Annotated in this window: 17 protein-coding genes; 12 read left to right on the forward strand and 5 right to left on the reverse strand. The window is 47.9% G+C overall.

The features are described 5' to 3' along the window. Positions 1 to 15: 15 nt before the first annotated feature. On the forward strand, positions 16 to 1587 hold the full coding sequence (locus tag ACJJIT_RS11385; RefSeq protein WP_444898456.1) for a DUF1254 domain-containing protein: 1572 nt from the start codon (positions 16 to 18) through the stop codon (positions 1585 to 1587). On the opposite strand, the gene ACJJIT_RS11390 is transcribed toward ACJJIT_RS11385, so the two are convergent. Beyond that, the gene (locus ACJJIT_RS11390; RefSeq protein WP_444898457.1) at positions 1581 to 2597 is read right to left on the reverse strand and encodes an AraC family transcriptional regulator ligand-binding domain-containing protein; all 1017 of its coding nucleotides are present in this window, start codon (positions 2595 to 2597) and stop codon (positions 1581 to 1583) included. The genes ACJJIT_RS11385 and ACJJIT_RS11390 overlap by 7 nt on opposite strands. A 111-nt stretch (positions 2598 to 2708) precedes the next feature. Between ACJJIT_RS11390 and ACJJIT_RS11395 the strand changes: the two genes are divergently transcribed. After that, entirely contained in the window at positions 2709 to 4238 is a 1530-nt protein-coding gene (locus tag ACJJIT_RS11395; protein WP_444898458.1) for a flavin-containing monooxygenase, read from the forward strand. A gap of 102 nt (positions 4239 to 4340) precedes the next feature. Here the strand turns inward: ACJJIT_RS11395 and ACJJIT_RS11400 are convergent, their stop codons facing one another. The 4 genes from ACJJIT_RS11400 to ACJJIT_RS11415 all read right to left on the reverse strand — a co-directional run bounded on the left by ACJJIT_RS11400 (position 4341) and on the right by ACJJIT_RS11415 (position 9897). After that, positions 4341 to 5564, reverse strand: coding sequence for a phytanoyl-CoA dioxygenase family protein (locus ACJJIT_RS11400; RefSeq protein WP_444898459.1), 1224 nt, complete (start codon positions 5562 to 5564; stop codon positions 4341 to 4343). Positions 5565 to 5635: 71 nt separating this feature from the next. Then, positions 5636 to 7648 carry an alkyl/aryl-sulfatase gene (locus ACJJIT_RS11405; protein ID WP_444898460.1) on the reverse strand — a complete coding sequence of 671 codons (2013 nt, stop codon included), beginning with the start codon at positions 7646 to 7648 and terminating at the stop codon, positions 5636 to 5638. A 281-nt stretch (positions 7649 to 7929) separates the two neighbouring features. Beyond that, positions 7930 to 9084, reverse strand: a complete 1155-nt coding sequence (locus ACJJIT_RS11410; protein WP_252085529.1) for an acyl-CoA dehydrogenase family protein — start codon at positions 9082 to 9084, stop codon at positions 7930 to 7932. A 303-nt stretch (positions 9085 to 9387) separates the two neighbouring features. Then, a complete protein-coding gene (locus ACJJIT_RS11415) occupies positions 9388 to 9897 on the reverse strand; it encodes an Lrp/AsnC ligand binding domain-containing protein (RefSeq protein WP_252085528.1) in 510 nt (169 codons plus the stop codon). A 141-nt stretch (positions 9898 to 10038) separates the two neighbouring features. Here ACJJIT_RS11415 and putA point away from each other — a divergent pair, with 141 nt between their 5' ends. The 10 genes from putA (at position 10039) to ACJJIT_RS11465 (ending at position 18537) form a co-directional block, all read left to right on the forward strand. After that, entirely contained in the window at positions 10039 to 13185 is a 3147-nt protein-coding gene (gene putA / locus ACJJIT_RS11420) for a bifunctional proline dehydrogenase/L-glutamate gamma-semialdehyde dehydrogenase PutA (RefSeq protein WP_444898461.1), read from the forward strand. Between the two features lie 433 nt (positions 13186 to 13618). Next, on the forward strand, positions 13619 to 13894 hold the full coding sequence (locus ACJJIT_RS11425) for a hypothetical protein (RefSeq protein WP_444898462.1): 276 nt from the start codon (positions 13619 to 13621) through the stop codon (positions 13892 to 13894). A 20-nt stretch (positions 13895 to 13914) separates the two neighbouring features. After that, positions 13915 to 14115, forward strand: coding sequence for a super-infection exclusion protein B (locus tag ACJJIT_RS11430; RefSeq protein WP_444900912.1), 201 nt, complete (start codon positions 13915 to 13917; stop codon positions 14113 to 14115). A 187-nt stretch (positions 14116 to 14302) separates the two neighbouring features. Continuing rightward, positions 14303 to 14794: a hypothetical protein gene (locus ACJJIT_RS11435; RefSeq protein WP_444898463.1), complete on the forward strand. Its 492-nt coding sequence runs from the start codon at positions 14303 to 14305 to the stop codon at positions 14792 to 14794. A gap of 91 nt (positions 14795 to 14885) precedes the next feature. Next, entirely contained in the window at positions 14886 to 15110 is a 225-nt protein-coding gene (locus ACJJIT_RS11440; RefSeq protein ID WP_444898464.1) for a DUF6882 domain-containing protein, read from the forward strand. A gap of 330 nt (positions 15111 to 15440) precedes the next feature. Continuing rightward, positions 15441 to 15842: a hypothetical protein gene (locus tag ACJJIT_RS11445; RefSeq protein ID WP_444898465.1), complete on the forward strand. Its 402-nt coding sequence runs from the start codon at positions 15441 to 15443 to the stop codon at positions 15840 to 15842. 93 nt (positions 15843 to 15935) lie between these two features. Beyond that, positions 15936 to 16373, forward strand: coding sequence for a hypothetical protein (locus tag ACJJIT_RS11450; RefSeq protein ID WP_444898466.1), 438 nt, complete (start codon positions 15936 to 15938; stop codon positions 16371 to 16373). A gap of 70 nt (positions 16374 to 16443) precedes the next feature. Next, complete coding sequence (locus ACJJIT_RS11455; protein ID WP_444898467.1) at positions 16444 to 16890, forward strand: DUF4240 domain-containing protein; 447 nt, start codon at positions 16444 to 16446, stop codon at positions 16888 to 16890. 586 nt (positions 16891 to 17476) lie between these two features. Then, positions 17477 to 18034, forward strand: coding sequence for an NADAR family protein (locus ACJJIT_RS11460; RefSeq protein WP_444898468.1), 558 nt, complete (start codon positions 17477 to 17479; stop codon positions 18032 to 18034). A gap of 131 nt (positions 18035 to 18165) precedes the next feature. Then, a complete protein-coding gene (locus tag ACJJIT_RS11465) occupies positions 18166 to 18537 on the forward strand; it encodes a VOC family protein (RefSeq protein ID WP_444885293.1) in 372 nt (123 codons plus the stop codon). Positions 18538 to 19321 lie beyond the last annotated feature (784 nt).

The following is a 19321-nucleotide window of genomic DNA, read 5'->3' on the forward strand; positions in this document are numbered from 1 at the left end:
AAAGAGGAATTGAGATTGAACAGTTGGCCATTGCCGCTCACCCACCAGCCGCAAAAATCCAACATAACCTCGCGGATGATTTTTCTCACTCCATTAATCCTCACTGCGCTATTGCATCCTAACCTAAGCGCTGATGTGAGTAGGGAGTCTGTAGAATCCATCAGTACACCAGATAAAGTAGAAAGCAGCATTGGGCTGCTCAAGTTTCGCGATGGCGCCCCTTATCCCGATACGGCAGAGAAACTCTACGACTACCTGGATCATATGCGTGCAGTAGATAGCTTCTTAAAAGGCATTCAAGGGGCCTCGGTGCACGGATTAATGAAAGGCGCTCGTGAGCTGGGAGCTAAAGCCGCCAATGAGGTTTTAATCTTTGATCGGCTGATGAATTCTGAATCTCTATTTCTAACCGGAAACACATCGACGATTTACACCCTCGCCTTTCTGGATCTCAAGCGCGATGGCCCCACTGTGCTGCATTCACCACCAGCGGTTTCGGGAGCATTTAATGATGCCTGGTTCCGCTATGTAGAGGACATTGGTCGCTCCGGGCCAGATAAAGGGCGCGGCGGTAAATATCTGGTTCTTCCGCCAGACTACAAAGGTAATCTGCCCTTTGGGTATTTTCCCGTCTACCCTCGCTCTTTTCGAGTATGGGTATTTATGCGCTCACCAGGGGAACAGCCATTGGAAGCCGCCGCCCAAAGTGTCAAAGACCACCTCAGGATTTACCCCCTCTCCAGAAAGGGAACCCCCCCGCCGATGGTGTTCATTAGCGCTTCGGGCAAGGCCTTCAATACCATTCATCCCAACAACTACAAATTTTATAAACACCTCAATGAAGTCATTCAGTACGAATGGATTGGCATGCTGAACCCGGAAACCCGCGGCCTGTTTGCCTCTATTGGTATCGAAAAAGGCAAAGCGTTTAGCCCCGATGAACGCATGACCAAGATCCTTACCGATGCCGTTGCCATCGGCAATGGCATCGCCCGCTCTATCGTCTGGTATCCCCGCACCGACAAATCCCTTGCCGATATCAAGATCTACCCCGGCACCGACAGCGCCTGGGTAATGGCATTTCCCGGCAAGAATATTTTCTTTAATGGCCCCGATGGCAAAACCATCAATAGCGATGCACGGGTCAGCTATTTCTACCCCTACACGGGAGTAAGTCCGGCAATGATTGCCCTTGAGCCCGGCAAGGGCTCTGATTACGCCATCGCCTTTGTCGATGAAAATAAGGAGCCCTTCGATGGTGCCAAGAAGTACAAACTGCACTTACCGCCGGAGGTGCCTGTCAACGCTTTCTGGGCCGTTAATATCTACGACAGCCAGACCCGCTCACAGCTCAAGACAAGCCAGAAATTCCCCTCGGTAAGCAGCCAGAGTAAAGGGATCAAACAAAATTCCGACGGCTCTTACGATATCTACTTTGGTCCCCAAGCCCCCAAGGGCTTCGAACACAACTGGCTGGAGACAGTGCCGGGCAAGGGGTTTTTTGTGATATTGCGACTCTATGGCCCCCTGGGGCCCTGGCTGGAGAAGACCTGGCGCCCAGGAGAGGTTGAGCCCACAGACTATTGATCGGCAGGGGCCAGCCGGCGACGGTAGTTACGCGGCGTATCCGAAAACCACCGCCGACAAGCGCGCTGAAAAGTGCTCTGCTCCGCATATCCCAGCAGCCCGGTAATCTGTCCCAGAGCCAGCCCGGTATTTGCCAAGTACTCCGCAGCCATCTCCCTGCGCACCATGTCCAACAAGGCATCAAAGCGCAAACCCTCACCTGCCAGACGTCTCTGCAGAGTACGTGGGTGCAGGCTTAAGTGGGCCGCGACCACCCCCACCTGATACTGGCCAATAGGCAGCAATTGCCGCATCAAGTCCCTAACCTGTGTACTCAGAGAGGCATCAGAAGAAACAGACTGCTGCTCTAAATAATTGATGGCCAACCGTTTGGTAACCGGATCGGCACAAGCGAGCGGAGTATCCAGCTGCTGTGCCGGGTACTCCATGGCGCAGTAACCGGAAAGGAATTCCACCGGGCAGGAAAAGTATTCAAAGTAATCGGCGGGATCGGTCAGAGCGGCATGTGGCAACAGAACTCGCTGCGGTGCCACATTCGCGCCCATCAGCATTTGCAACATCACCAGCGCATTCCCCAAGGTTTGCTCATGGATCTGGTGAAAGCACGATAAAGCCGGATCAAGTTGATCGAATACCAGGCGCTCTAAAGTACCACCAGGGACCGATTCAATCCGCAAGTGAATAGCGGGGCTGTGTAATGACATAAACCTAGCCACCGCCAGAATCGCCTCTCTGGCCGAAGTGGAGTTGCAGGCTATCACCGCAATCCCCCCCAATCGATCGACACCCTGTCTTACTGCCAGACGAAGGGCAAAGTCAGCGCACTGTAACCGCTCGGCGGTTAGCTCCAGCAAGCGCGCTACATCCAAGTGTGACAGCAAGCGGCTATCCGATATGACAATATCCTCAGGAAGACTAAATTCCGTAAGAAATGTGCGGGCATCTCCTCCAAGCTCCGATGCCAGTTCGCTATACCCCGTAAGCACACTGGCTCGTATCAAACTACCCATTGCTCCTCCAGGGCGCCAGCTGACGCCTCAAGATAATTTTTTGTCGCAATGTAGCAATAAAAAGGCTCCACATCTACGCAGTCTATTGCGTCTAAAGACACAAGAAGGATGATGATTTTGCAACCACTTCACTTTGATGTGCTAATTATTGGAGCCGGGCTTTCCGGTATCGGAGCCGCCTGCCACCTGCGCCGCGAATGCCCCTCCAAGAAAATTGCCATCCTAGAGCGTCGCTCTCAAATCGGAGGCACCTGGGATTTATTCCGCTACCCAGGTATTCGTTCGGATTCAGATATGTTCACCTTTGGCTTTGACTTCCGCCCATGGCCGGGACTGAAAGTACTGGCTGATGGACCCTCTATCCGCCAATACCTCATTGATACTGCAGACGAGTATGCAGTTAGTAGAGATATTCACTTTAATGTCGACCTCCTCAGCGCCAACTGGGATAGCCAAAAAGAACTATGGATTCTGCAGGGAAGCAATACTCAGAGCGGCAAACCCTGTTACTACAGCTGCAAGTTTTTAATCTCATGTACCGGGTATTACGATCATTCCCAGGGATATCTCCCAAAAATTCCTGGTGCCGAACAGTTTCAGGGTGACTACATCCACCCCCAGCACTGGCCGGAAGAACTGGATTACCAAAACAAAAAAATTGTTGTGATTGGCAGTGGTGCCACCGCTATTACCCTGGTACCCGCCCTGGCTGATCAAGCCAAGCATGTCACCATGTTACAGCGATCCCCTAGTTATGTTATTTCCGTACCCGCGTTTGATAAACTCTCGGCACTGTTACTAAAGTTTCTACCAAAATCCTGGGTGTTTAATTTTGCGCGCTGGCGAAATATAAAAATACAACGCTGGCTCTTTAAGGCTTCTAAACGCTGGCCACATTTTATGCGCAAACTGTTCCTGCGGGGTGTTCGCAAAAGCCTACCCAACGACTTTGATATGCGTCACTTCACACCGAACTACAGCCCCTGGGATCAACGTATTTGCGCAGTGCCCGATGATGATTTCTTTGCAGCAATAAAATCAGGCAAAGCCTCAGTAGAAACCGGGGAGATAAAAGCCATTGACAGACAGGGTATCGAGTTGGAATCAGGGCAACAGATCGATGCGGATATCATTATCACAGCTACCGGATTAAATATCCAAGTGCTCGGAGGCATGCAGCTGAGTATTGATGGCAAGAAAGTACCCATCAGTGAGAAGCTCACTTACAAAGCTGTGCTCTTGGAGGGTGTCCCCAATATGTCTTGGGTGTTTGGATATACTAATGCCCCCTGGACCCTAAAAGCAGATATCTCTGCCCGCTACATCTGCCGTTTAATCAATTATATGGATGAACATCAGTATGAGATTTGTTTGGCGGAAGATAACGAGGCCTGTGCTGAAATCAACTCTGTGATGAGCAGCCTGAGTTCCGGTTATGTCAGAAGAGGAAATCATGCCCTTCCCCGCCAGGGCAATAAATATCCGTGGCGCCTACTGAATAATTACGAACAAGATTGCAAAATTTTACTACAGGAGCCTATTAAGGATGCTTATCTTACCTTTCAATCAAAAAAGGCTTCCGCAAACTTAGAAAAAGAAACAGCTAACACTAGCATAACAGAAGATATGGCCACCGATTAAACAAGAGAGGATCGTTAAGCGATGCCCCAGTTTTATGTGGAGTAGCAAGGTGCTTAGCTAAGCTAATAAACGAAGGTTTATACAAAATTCAAGAATGAAAACTTAGTCGTCCATTACTTTATTGTAGCCATAACTATCTGTCCCATATACTTGAAAATTGGGTACGTCTGGAAGCTTGTATTCAACTAACCCTTCTGCCGTTGAATACACATCAACTCCTGATGGAGCCACCCTAACATGATTTGGTGTACAGCGAGCCACAACAGAAAACCGTGAATCATCATTACTGGTGTTTGGATATGAAGCGTGCATATTCAAGGAGGAAAAAATCAGGCATTCACCAGCCTTCATATGGAGGTCAACAACTTTAAACTTATCAAAGTAGTCCTCACCTAACAGCTCAACTGCTGTACGAAAAAGTAGTGTACTCTTAACAAAAATAGTTCCATAGAGCGCTATCTTGAGCAACGCATATAAATGAGAAATAGAAAATGGCAACAATGACAAGTAAAAGATTTGATTGTCCTGAACATAACTATAGAGATAATCCATCCGAGCGTCGCCCATTGACCCTGGCAATATACGCAAACAACCATTTTTCTCCGTGCAGTCTGTAAGCGCCACCCAGGCGTTCAACTGGATAACAGCTGGGTCCATCTTCTGGCTTGGCTGTAACTTGGCATACTTCCCTGTCTCTCGGAAAGTAGCATTTTGATGCCATATCGTCCCCCTTGCACCAGGGAACTTATGAAACATTTGGCTCCGCCAACACATAACTTCATCACCCAACAAGCTAGCTAGGCGCTCTGTTATTTGCGGCCTGCGAAATAGTGCTCTTAGTGACTTTATTCTCAATGCCTGATAAAGCCCGGCCACCTCTATCGACCACTGATCGTGCCTTTCAGCAATGTTTTTAACTTTTTCGCTCATGTAATTTTTCCCATGAAAATCACATGAAAACTCGTCCAGTAGCTCACCCCTAAGTTGCTCTGCCTCACTTTTAGAAATAACCTGAAACGGAGGCAGATAACCATTCTTCTCAAAAAAGTCTAAATCTTTTTCATTGAGAAAGCAGCCCCCCTCCTTTGGCCTATCCAGCTTATCTCGAGAAATAGTTACAGTCAGGTTTTTAAGTGAATCCAGATCATCAAGCAATCGTTTTTTCTTTTTCCCCTGCCATGGCAGAACAAATACTTTATGAAGCATTACCAGTGCCACCATCGCCCATACCCGCAGGGATTGCAGACTTGTTATTTCAAACCCACCAGCAACCTCCTCTATAGAGCCAAATCCTTTAAGCATTTCCGCCAAAGTGCCCTTTTTCATAAGCATTCCGACTTATAGTTACCAACGAAAATGAAACCCCATAATTTCTAATATCAGCCAGAGAAAAATGGTTAAGGCTGTTCCGCTGGAGTATTTATATTCATAGGTTCTGGAGTAACCAGATTCCACCAAAAATCAAACTTATCCATAAGGGAAAGCAATACCTTTAATTGCCCCACATCCCCATCAATTTTCACCGCACCTTCATTCAGTTTTTCCTGTATAGAGGATACCCCCAGGATAATATCGTTGAGATCATTGCGATTAATAGTAACGAAGCTTTGGGGCTTTTCTATTGGGGGGCCGTAGTTGAGCACAGCATTCTCAAGCACAAGAGAGTACGCTTCCTGTATGTCCGGCAAACTAATATTAATAGCAATCTGCTTCCCGGTGGCCTTGGGCCCATTTAATCGAATTCCCAGATAATCAAAAATAAGCACAGTAGGCATACTGCGGATGGTATCGGCACTGGCAGTTAATGGCACTGGCAATCGCTCTATACCATCACGCAATTCCCTGGCACCACTTAAAAAAAAGTTCCTCCAGGTACCATTCTCTTGTTGGTAACCCATCTGTTCCAGCGCATTCGCCAGCAGGTCACGGGCAGCGCGGTTGTTGGGCTCAGCGGAAACCAGCTTGTCCAGCACTTCCGCCACCCAGCGGTATTCTCCAGCCTCATAATCTTTCTTGGCTTGCTTTATGAGATTGGCCGCTCCTCCCATATATTGAACGTATTTTTTTCCCGCCGCCGTGGGTGGCATTGGATAGAGCCGCGCTGGATTTCCATCGAAGAACCCAAGGTAATAATTCCAGACCGCTCGGGTATCGTGATTGACACTGCCATAATATCCACGATTGGCCCAGTATTGGGAAAGCTCTGGGGGTAGCTGCATTAACTCGGCAGTCTGGACCATGTTATAGCCGTGATTGGCCAGTCGCAGGGTCTGGTCATTGAGGTACTTATATAGGTCGCGCTGCTTTTTCAAATGGTTGACGACCTTCTCCTGCCCCCAGGTGGGCCAGTGGTGTGGAGCAAAGAGCACCTCCGCCTGCCCCCCCCAACGCTGAAGTGTCTCATTGAGATAGCGAGACCAGGCTCGGGCATTGCGCACCTTGGCGCCGCGCAGGGTGTAAAGGTTGTGCAGTGTGTGAGTGGCATTCTCCGCAGCAGTAAGCGCCTTTAATTCGGGAATATAAAAGTGCATTTCTGCTGGGGCCTCGGAGCCCGGTGCCATCAAAAACTCAAACGTGAGGCCATCAATTTTTCTTGTTTCACCAGTTTTACTGATCGTATCGGTAGGCTCAATCAGAGTGACCGTACCTGTGGACGTTTCCAGCCCCAGGCCCGATCCCAGAGTACCCATTGGGCCTTTGGGTATAAGGTTGCCATACATAAAACTGGCACGGCGCGCCATATGATTACCGGCAAACACATTTTCACTGACCGCCTCAATTAAAAAATCTTTGGGTGCGATCACTTTCACCCTGCCAGATTTTACTTCCTCTTCATTAACAACCCCACGCACACCGCCGTAATGATCGACATGGCTGTGAGTATAAATCACTGCCACTATCGGTTTATGCCCTCGGTGCTCACGATATAAATCCAACCCGGCTTTTGCGGTTTCCGTAGAGATTAAGGGGTCCATAACAATGACCCCAGTATCCCCCTCAATAAAAGTGATATTGGAGAGATCCGCACTGCGCACCTGGTAAATTCGCGGTATCACTTCATAGAGACCGCCCTGGGAGATTAACTGAAGCTGGCGCCAGAGACTGGGGTTAGCTGTGGCAGGGGCTTGTTGGTCATTGGCGAATTGGAAGGCCTGCAGGTTCCATACCTGATCACCTTTTTCATTCTTGATAATACCGTCATTCAAAAGTGGGGCAATAAATCCCCTTTTTACATCAGCAAAATCCTCCCGATTGGCAAAGGGCAACTCTTTCAGTACCGCCTGATTTGCTTTTTTTGTATTTACGCTGGCAGGCTTTGGCTCGTACGCCAACAGTAAACTGGGAATGAATAACAAAAAAAATAAGATCAGAGCGCCATTTCTAGCAATAGCACCTCGTTTTTTTTTCATTTTTCTCACCCGATATTAAATTGCGCCAAACCCTGTAGTGGATCTGCCGATTAGTAAAAAATAATGGTTGAGAGCAAAGTGGAAGAAGAGGCTCTTCTGTAGAGAATAGGAAGGATTATAGGCTGGCAGAGGAAGGTCGTTAGTCACTAGCCCCGCTATGAAGGGCGGGGCCAGCCAGGGTGTCCTGGCTGGGACACTATAAGGTGCGGCTCCGGGGGCACTGGGCAAGTCGGAAATAGTCCACCTCCCCAGGGCCACAAGTCACTGGCTACATAAATCCATCAACGCACATCGAGTAGGTGCCGGGCGATAATCAGGCGTTGTATTTCGCTGGTACCTTCATAGATAGTAGTGATGCGTACATCGCGGCTCATACGCTCCAGCGGATACTCGCGGGTATAACCCACCCCACCGTGAATTTGTAGTGCCAGGTAGCAGGCCTCATTGGCTTTTTCACTGGCAAACAGTTTGCCCATAGAGGCCGCAGGGCCAAAGGCCTGGCCGGCATCTTTTTGCCAGGCAGCCTGTAACAGCAGCAAACGGGCGCCTTCCAGCTCGGTATATTTGTCGGCTAATTGCCACTGCAAACCCTGGAATTGCGCCAACTTCTTGCCGAATTGTTCCCGCTCGTGCATGTAACTGCGAGCGCAGTCCAACGCTTCAAGGCCGATACCCAGCGCCAGTGAGCCGATACCAATGCGCCCACCGGCCAACTCGCCGGCGGCAATGCGGAAACCGCGGTTCTCTGCACCCAACAGATTGGCGGCGGGAATTCTGCAATTGTCGAAGGAGACTTCATTGGTAACAGACGCCTTCTGCCCCATCTTCTCCTCGGCCTTACCGATAATCAGACCCGGTGTGCCAGCCTCCACCAGGAAGCAACTAATGCCTTTGCCTTTGGCCGCCTCGGGATCGGTTACTGCCCAAACTACAAAAATGCCAGCGAACTCAGCACTGCTGATAAACAGTTTGCTGCCACTGAGCACATATTCGTCACCGTCTTTCACAGCGCGGGTGCGCATGGCTGCGGCATCGGAACCTGACCCCGGTTCTGTCAGGCAAAAAGAACCCGCGGCATATTCACCGCTGCAAATCTTGGGTAAATACTTTTGTCGCTGCTCTTCATTGCCGACGGCCTGGATGACCTCGGCCACCATATTGGTAACAGAAGTGGTCGTAGCCGTGGAACTGCAGCCGCGGGCGAGCTCGGTAATCGCCAGGCTGAAAGCTATGGTGCCGGCACCGGTGCCACCGTAGTTGGGATCGATATTGATCCCCATAAAACCCAGTTCAGCCAAGGCTTTCAGCTTGGCCAGCATCAACTCGCGGTTACCGGTTTTATCGAGCTCTGCGGCGATGGGCTTCAGTTCGCTCTCAGCAAACTGACGCGCCGCATCCTGAATCATCTGCTGCTCTTCGCTCAGTGAAAAATCCATACAGTACCTACTTTATCGTTATCGCGGTTGGATGGGCGGCACAGGGCACCGCTCACTCATAATGTTGAGGATAATAAAATCCTGGCAGACATTGGTTGCCAATTCGCCATTTTCCCCTGGGAAATCTGCAATCAATAGAAAGGTTTGCGGTGCTGGGAAGTGTTTAGGTGTGTAGCCCTGTTCGAGCTTATCCCGGAAAGATACCTAAGAGTGCTCTCTCCCCCACCGTCTCGGCAACCTTGTTTGTTTATTATCTGCCAAGTGGTGAGCGTTTCGGCCATCCTTGACCGTTCAAACGCAGGCCTAGCGCCTGGTAGTTTTACCTTTAGGCTCTGGATCAGGTACCGCCACGGCAGTATCTGTTTTTACTTCCTCCATCACCACATAGGTGTGGGTTTCCCGTACACCCGGTACCGAGGCCAGCTTCTCACCGAGAAAACGGCGGTAACCCAGCATATCCTTAATGCGAATCTTCACAAGATAATCAAAGCCGCCGGCCACCATATGACATTCCTGCACTTCCTCAAGGCCTGCCACATGCTGGTTAAAGGCCTCCAGGGCCTCGGTAGCGGTGTTATTCAACGTCACCTGGATGTATACCACCAAGCCGGCATGAACCTTGAGAGGGTCCAGCAACGCCACATAATCACGGATAAAGCCCTCTCGCTCGAGGCGCTTGACCCGCTCCAGGCAGGGGGTGGGACTGAGGTTCACACGGCGCGCCAACTCTACGTTTGGCAGGCGGCCATGCCGTTGAAGAATCCGCAGTATTTGGCGATCGATACGATCCAGATCTTCCAACTGTCGAGACATTACAAAATACCCTACTGGCAATCACGCATTTAGGCGTGATATTTAACCACAACCGTCGCCAAAATGGCGATTAATTCTAAGCACTTTCGCACATAATCCGGTCTTTTATTCTGACCCTAGATATAGAGCTTGGGAGACGATATGTCGACAAACTTCGCCGGAGATCTCCAGAATGCCCGAGAGCGGGCACACGAGTATTTGCACGCCGACGAAAACCAATGTGTTAGCGAGCTCCTGGCCGCCCCCCGCCCCAGTGACGCCCTACGCAAGAAAATTCTGAACACCTCGCGCGAGCTGGTGCGCCACTCGCGCCAGCAGCGCAGCAAGCGCGGCACTCTCGATGCCTTCCTGCAGCAGTTCGGCCTTTCCAATAAAGAAGGCGTGGCACTGATGTGCTTAGCGGAATCCCTCCTCAGGGTTCCCGATGCTGATACTGCCGACAAACTGATTGCCGAGAAAGTGCATTCCGGCAACTGGTCCAGCCATCGTGGCCAGTCAGATTCCCTGTTCGTGAACGCCTCTACCTGGGGGCTGATGCTCACCGGCAGCGTAGTCGAGCTGGACCCGGATATCACCGAGCGCCCCTCTCACTGGATGAAGCGCCTGATCAGCCGCATCGGCGAACCCATGGTGCGCACTTCTATGATGCAGGCCATGAAAATTATGGGCGGCCAATATGTATTGGGCCGCACCATCGAAGAAGCCCTGAAGCGCGGCCCCAAGGAAAACCTGCCCGGCACCCGCTTCTCCTTCGACATGCTCGGCGAAGGTGCGCGCACCATGGCCGACGCCCAGCGCTATTACGACGCCTATATGATGGCCATCGAAGCCATCGGCAAAGACAACAGTAAACGCGATGTCGTCGAAGCCAACGGCATCTCTATCAAACTCTCCGCCCTGCACCCCCGCTACAGCGTATTGCAGCGCGAGCGTGTAATGGGCGAACTGCTGCCGCAGGTAAAACGCCTGTGTGTGGCCGCCGCCAAATACGATATGGGCCTGAATATCGATGCGGAAGAGGCCGAGCGTCTGGATATTTCCCTGGATATTTTTGAAGCCCTGGCCCGCGACCCGGAACTGAAAGATTGGCAGGGCCTCGGCTTTGTTTTGCAGGCCTACCAGAAGCGTGCCCCCCATGTGGCCGACTGGCTGATTGCCCTGGGCCGCGACACCGGCCGCAAGCTGATGGTGCGCCTCGTTAAAGGCGCTTACTGGGATAGCGAAATCAAGCACGCCCAACAAATGGGCTTGAGCGATTACCCGGTGTACACGCGCAAATGCCACACCGACTTGTCCTACCAAGTGTGTGCAAAAAAACTGCTGGACGCGGAAGAAGCGATTTACCCGCAGTTCGCCACCCACAACGCCTATACCGTGGGCCTGATTTTGGAAATGGCCGGCGAGCGCACCAATTTTGAATTCCAACGCCTGCACGGCATGGGTCACCTGCTCTACGCACAGATCGAAGCCGTACACGGCAAGCGTGTACCCGTGCGGGTTTACGCCCCCGTGGGTGCCCACCGCGACCTGCTGCCCTACCTGGTGCGTCGCCTGTTGGAGAACGGCGCCAACAGCTCCTTTGTGAACCGCTTTATGGATGAAGACACACCCATTGAAGCACTGGTGCAGGATACCCTCGATTTAAGCGAAGCCTGCAACCCACTCCGCCACCCGCAAATTCCTGTACCGGAGAATATTTATATGGGCGCAGAGGCCCTGCCACGGAAAAATTCACACGGCATCGAACTGACCGACCCACTCGCAGTAGAACCCCTGCTGGAAGAAGTACAAAAACAACAGGGCAAGCACTTCCTCGGTGGCCCTATTGTTGATGGCGTAATGGGCAAGTCTGAAGAGCCGGTCTACAACCCAGCCAGCGGCGAGGTAATCGGCCATACCGCCAATACCGACAAACATTTAATTGAGCGGGCCTACGCCTCCGCCACCGAAGCGCAGATCGACTGGGACCGACAGGGTGGCAACAGCCGCGCTGAGATTCTCGATCGTATCGCCGACTTCTATGAGAAGAAAACCAACGAACTGGCAGCCATTATCTGCCTGGAAGCGGGCCGAACTCTCAACGACGGTATTAGTGAAGTGCGCGAAGCGGTAGACTTCTGCCGCTATTACGCCAATGCCGCACGCCAACACTTTGCTGAGCCCACCGAGCTGCCCGGCCCTACCGGTGAAAAGAACCAACTGTTCCTTGGCGGCCGCGGCGTATTTGTGGCCATTAGCCCCTGGAACTTCCCCCTGGCCATCTTTACCGGCCAAGTGGTTGCCGCCCTCGCCGCCGGTAATGCTGTACTGGCCAAGCCCGCCGAGCAAACCCCAATCATCGCCGCGCACGCCGTGCGCATCATGCTCGACGCTGGCGTTCCCCCCAAGGTACTGCACCTGATTACCGGTACCGGCGCCGCCGTGGGTAAACTGCTGATCGAAGATCCGCGCCTGGGCGGCGTAGCCTTTACCGGCTCCACCGAAACTGCGCGCCTGATCAACCAACAGTTGGCCGCTAAAGAGGGCCCGATCGTACCGCTGATCGCCGAAACCGGCGGCCAGAATGTCATGGTCGTAGATTCCACTGCCCTGCCCGAGCAAGTAGTGGACGATGTAATTCAATCCGCCTTCCTGAGTGCAGGCCAACGCTGCTCCGCCCTACGTATTTTGTGTGTGCAGGACGTAATTGCAGATAACCTGCTCAATATGCTCAAAGGCGCTTGTGAAGAATTGACCCTTGGCGACCCCAGTAAACTGGAAACCGATATCGGCCCAGTGATCGACGAAAAAGCCCTGGGCTTGCTGGAAACCCACCGGGAACGTATGGCCAAAGAAGCAAAACCGCTATTTGCCTTCGACGAAAACAAAAAACCCATCCAAGGCACCTTCTTCGGCCCGCAAGTGGTAGAAATTGAAGATTTCTCCCTGCTCAAGCGCGAAGTCTTCGGCCCCTTCCTGCACGTAGTGCGCTTTAAAGCCGAAGAACTGGAAGACGTGATCCGCCGTATCAACGCCACCGGCTACGGCCTCACTTTCGGCCTGCACTCCCGCATCGAAGGCCGCGCCGACGCGGTATTCAAGCGTGTGAACGTGGGCAACTGCTACGTAAACCGCGATATGGTAGGCGCAGTGGTAGGTGTAAACCCCTTCGGCGGCCAGGGCCTATCCGGCACCGGCTTCAAAGCCGGTGGGCCCCATTACCTGTTCCGCTTTGCCACCGAGAAAACCAAAACTATTAATACGGTTGCCACTGGTGGTAATACGCAACTGTTTAGCTTGGGGCAGTAGACCTTAAGACCAGAAAGAGCGGGCTTTGCCCGCTCTTTTTTGCTTTAAAATCGCAACCATCCCCTTCCCCAGCGCTCACAGCCCCACCCTATTTAGCCAAACCCAAAAATGTCACTGTTAAATGGCAATAATACTTAAAACAATGTAGCTACGGCGCTGTTCTCTAGATGTATCCAAGATCAAAAGCAGCGGCACATATCCACCGGAGCAACCAGCCAACTCATTGACCTCTAAAGTATTACCAATAGGATCAAAAGCCACGAAATAACAAGATATATAAGGGGCTTCTTATATCCACACTATGACGTTTGTACCAATTAAGTTTAAGGGGCTGAATTTTTGGTTTTTTCACCTGGAAAGTCGATTATGGTGTTGGGATATATGAATGGAGATATAATGCAGCTGCTTTTAGATACACTGTTAGGTGTTACCTATGATTCCAGACTACGAAAAAATCCTAAGCTTTGTGAAAGAATCAACAAAGACATTCTTTATAGCTGGTGGAACTTGCTTAGTTTTGATCTTCTTTTCTGATCTTATTGGGACAGAAAGTATTAGAGATGCCATCAACCCTTTTCTTAAGGTGCTTCTTATTATATGTGTTCTCGGAATTATCTATAGCTGGGGTCAAACTACCATTTCTATTGCAAAGAACTATGTAGATAAGAAACAGAGAAAAAAAATTCGCTTCGTCGAATTAATAGTTTGACTGAATATGAGAAGTTCATATTGCAAATGTTTGTAAAAGAGGGGGTTCGAAGTAAGAGTCTGGACTCAAATGATGGAAGTGTATCGGAGCTAGAGAGAGCAGGTATTATTTTCCAGTCTACTAGATATTTTGATCATGGCTCCCACTGTCAATACAATGTTACTGACTGGGCTTGGGATCATATAAACAAACACCCAGAGGTTGTCACAGAATGCACCTAACAAAGCAACCTACCGGATATCCACTGCCTTGCTTAAAGTGTGCTCAAATAGCACACTTTAAGCAACTCAGTGAAATCGCCACCTGCTTAAAAATTAACAAGTACAAGCAGGTTGCTACGGCCTGAGACCCTTCGCGGGACGACATACACCGCACTCCAACCGCACCCAGTCAATATTTAAAAAGTGTATGGAAAAAAAGCTTGAGCGATCAAACGCAGACAAAATCTTAAGACGTTTTGCTAAAGAAATTAAAAAGCTAGGGTTTAGCCGTACAAAGCCTACATTCTTTGTGCGTGAATCGGGGCTAATTGTAGAATTTGTGCATATTCACAAATATACGTTTGGCCCTTGTTTCCGTATGCACGTTTGTATTCGTGTGCTTAATGAATCATTGGACTTCATTGCTTTAGCAGGGCCAACTGAGCGTGAGTTATCTGAAGGTGTTCGCTTTGACTTTGGTGAAGAAATTGATTCTGTTGAGCGTTGTGCAAAAATCATGTCGGACTTTGTCGTTCACTATGCAGAGCCATGGTTCTTAAAATGGAGTGATAGAACACTACTATTAGAACATAATTCACCCCTCAACGATACTCAAAAGATAGCTCTTGAAGCTGCGCTTAAAGGTAAGTCCAATAGCAAAAATGTAGAAACATCAAAAACCCTATTAAAAATTGCATAACCAGGCAAGGCGCCGGCGCTCCACCTCGCTGCTTGCAGCGTTATGTCTTAGAGGAAAGTCAGTGTTATTGAATTACTTTAAATGGTAGTTGTTGCTCAGCTTATCCGAGACTTACTCTGCTGAGAGACAAGGGCAAATTATAAAAAAGTTTAATCTGAGGAACTGGAAATCTTGGTTTCTAAATCAAGAAGCAGGAGAGCTTACATTTTCTTCAGGTGAAGTTCCAATAGTCGTCGCAAATGTTGAAATAGCCGGAACATACTCAAATGAGACCAAAACTTGGTTGTGGGGCTGGGCAAGCGAGTACATCCTTTAAAAGGTAAAAAGCCGTATCGGGCAAGTAGCTTTAGTCGGTAAAGAACTAAGGCACAAGAAGCTAACCAAACGGAAATCCCCTGTAAGTGAAAAGAATCCTGGGAACTTACCAATATCACTGCATATGTATTAAAAGCAAAAATGGTTTACCAAGCACCAACATCGAACGGGTTCATATATCTATGCATCATGGATATAAAATATGTGAACAAAGTATAACAAATTTCTTTAGCAGACCACCTACACTTCACTCGCTTTGTGCTGTACGCTTACGCTAGTACAATGCGACTCCATTACGGCGCCAACTAAGCAAGGCGTTAAATGCCAAAACATGCATAGCACACTTAAAAGATGGCTCGATGAGCTAGAAACGGAAGTTGAGATTGTTTCTTCTAGTGAAATTAATGAAGAGGCAGACTCAAACATGTTTTCTTTTGGCTTTAACCAGGGCTTACTCTGTGAGTGGGGGCGTGATTCTGTCCAAGAGTTTTTGGTCAGTTGTGCTGATCTTTACAAACGAAAGCGCAGTGGTTCAGCTATGGTTTTTTATTCTTGGCTAGATGACCAAGCCGGCCAAATACGTATTTCAGCAGTCAGTGAATATCATTTTAAGCTACCTTTTCGCTGTAAGCTCAATGTGACAAGCTTGGAGCAAGTTGTAAATGATATCTTTTCCAATGATTCCGGTTTGTATACTAAGGGGGCGCAAGATGTCTGGTGCAAGAAGATTTAACAAGTCAATTAACTACGCACGTTTGGCGCTCGTCAGCTCACACACCGCTTCGCTACGTTTCAGCTACTGGTTATTGAGGCCTTAGAGCACAAGATGCTAATGAATAAAATAATTTGTGTAATTTATCTTCTTTTTATATCGCATACGACTGCGGCATGCTATGTCGCAGCTCAAACAAAAGAGCAAAAATTTGATGAGGCAGAGAAAGTCTTCGTCGGTAAGTTACTGAAAGCAGAGTTAGCGGAAGAAAATCCTACTTATATGGAGTTGAAACTAACATATAAAGTAAAAGAGGGATTCAAAGGCCAGTTGAATGATAAAGAAGTCGTGTATACGGCCATAGATTTGGCTGCATGCGGCCTTGGCGCAAGTGGATTCTATGGCGATCAGGTAATATTTACTGGTTCAGGCTCTCAAACTCAAGCCCCTCCAAGTTTTACTCTTGATAAAAGCTGGACTCCGAATGGCTTTGTGTACTCCAGAGAAAGCCTAGAATGGCTGGAATACTTAAGAAGCAAAAACCACTTATAAACACTGGTACCGTGCCATGGCCTTTTGGTCCTCCATGGGAGGACCTATAACGTTATACGCTAGGAGAATCATGAACGAGAATGAGTTCTGGAGTATTACCGGAATGCTCAATTGGGAGGAATCTGAAGACGACGAAGCCGTCGTTCGATCGGTCGTAGACTACTTATCAAAGAAATCAGACAATGAAACATTTAAATTTGAAGAGCTATTAGCTCAAAACCTCCACGTATTAGATACCAAAGCTCACGCGAAAGAAATAGGCGAAGATGCCTATGTCAATAAAAAAGAGTACTTTTCTGTAGATGACTTTCTTTATTCTAGGTGTGTGGTGGTAGCCATTGGCAAAGAGCTTTTCCAGCTTATCTTAAAGAACCCAAAAGAGTTCCCTAAAGATATGGAGTTCGAGGCCATACTGTACGTCACACAGAAAGCATACGAACTAAAAAATGATAAAGAATGGGAGTATGTTTCTCCTACAGATTATGAAACGTACAAAAATGTCAGTGGCTGGAAGTAAACGTATAGCAAAGCTAGGCACAATCGCCCCTGCGGGGCTGGACCCCACACTGTATGCTCCAGCCTGTGCAGACAGCGCTAACTATAAATAATTTATGAGATTGATACTTTATTCAATTGAAGTTTTAATAGGCTATGGACCAATAATAATTCTTTGGTTCATAGGTATTGGTATGGGATTTCCGTATAGTATTGCTAGTATGGTTGAAGGAGAGCCAATAGGATTTCTGGTGTTTTCATCCCTTTTACTTGGGAGTGTTGGAATGTGGGGTATTATTCAATTACTTAGGAAGCTCATATGGCGAGATATAAATTATCCTATCCAGAAATACCGAATACATCTTTTAGTCGGTTGTATCTCTCTGGTTATAGCCAGCATTGGTTTCATAGGTGTGAATTATCTAATTCCAATCTACTTTGTAGTTCCAATATTAGTCACATGGCACCTTTACTACGTTTGCAAAAATAGTTAACAGTCAAAGCACCTGGACATGGTAAAGCTATCATCTTATTTGCTCCAAAAATTACTAACTTCACTATACGTGTATTTGAAGTGTTGTTCATCAAAACAACATATCGGATAAGACGTGAATATCGAGAATACAGAAGAACTTATCAACTACCTTAACAATGGAAATAGGGTTAAATACGTTTTCTTTTGGGGACATAGGAAACCTAAAAATGGCGTATCAAAATCTTGTTTCAGTCAGTGGTATGACTCCCCATTCAGCTCAGAAGGCAACGAGTTTCTTACGGCTGAGCATTTCATGATGTATGAAAAAGCAAGGTTGTTTGGAGACAACTCTGCAGCAGCAGAACTTCTTAAAATCAAAGAACCAGGTACAGCAAAGGCAATAGGTCGCAAAGTAGCTGGATTCGATCAAGATATATGGGACAAAGAACGCTTTGATATAGTTGTTCGTGTGAATTTCGCCAAGTTCAAGAGTAGTAAAAAGCTTAAAGAATTTCTTCTGAATACTGGCGATAAAATTCTTGTTGAGGCGAATCCAGTAGATAAGATCTGGGGGATAGGTCTGGCAGAAGACGATGATAGATGCCAGAACCCTAATGAATGGAGAGGATTAAACCTCCTTGGTTTTGCGTTGATGATTGTTCGTAATCAGCTTAGAGATAATGGTGCATAGCAAAGTAATGATGTTCACTCCGCTCCTTTGGGGCTGGGATTCAAACGTGGTGCAGCTCCGCCATTTTCGCACAGCCTTTATGCCTTTTTTCTTAGTGTTATTTGTCCAAAATTAATTTTTGAGGATATATTATGATAAAGCTTTCTGTGAGTATTGATGTTTCTAACCTTAAACAAGCTGAAAATTTTTATATTGAAGCTCTTGGCTGTAAAAAACTAAGAGACCAAGGTAGTATGTCAGTAATTTCTGTTGAAAATTGTGATATTTATTTGCAAGAGAAAGAAGCGGGATCAATTTCAGCCCCCACGGAGACAGCCAAGCGAAATTATTCTCGTCATTGGACCCCCGTCCATATTGACTTTCTAACAGAGAACATAGATGAAATAGTTGATCGAGTTCTTAAGCTAGGCGGGAAGCATGAAGGCGGTGAAAGTGGTGAATGGGGTTCCATTGCGTATTGTTCAGACCCTTTTGGTAATGGGTTCTGTGTAATTAATGAGTAAAACACGTAACAGGTACTTTAAAAATCACTCGACTACGCTGCACAGAATGCTTGAAACTGTCTCATTGAGTAGAGGCCTACCTTTTAAATAAGGTAGACGAAAACACCAAAAATACTGAGCGAAAAAATTATTATTGAATACTCAACAGAGTTCAAATTTAGAGCAGCAGCTTTCACTAATCAACTGAAAATAGAAACGACTACTATCACCAATATCATTGACCTACATCCAGCATGATGTATAGATGGTGATAGGAGAGTAGAGAAATTAAGCAGGTCGAGAAGCTCAGTTGTAGAATAAGTATGACGATAACAACGAAATCTCAATCTTAGATTGATAATAAAGAAATAAAGCGCCTAATAAAGCAGATTAAGAAGTTACAGAAGGATAATAGTCTCCTAAAAAAGCGGGAAGCGCACCTGAAAGATCAAAAACTGAAAGATTTGTATTCGTTGTTTATAATCGGATGGACCTTGGTGTCAGGTACTTATGTAGAAATTTAAATATTAAACCTCAAGTTTTTTATAAGCGGCTTAACAGTGATGAGAGTACTCCAGACATAGAAAGTAAACGGATTCTAGGGTGTATAGAGGCTATCTACACGCAGCATAATAGTAATTATTGAAGCCCAAGAATTAGCACAGATCTGAAAGCTAATGGTGAGTGAGCAAATCACAAACGCGTTGAGCACCTTACGCGAGAGATTGAAGTCGTGGGAAAAGCAGGAAAGATCTTTCGTCAACGCCCGTCACCTGAAAACCCTTGTATTAAGATTGAAAATATA

This window comes from Microbulbifer mixtoriginis (SeqCode) (assembly GCF_052467515.1).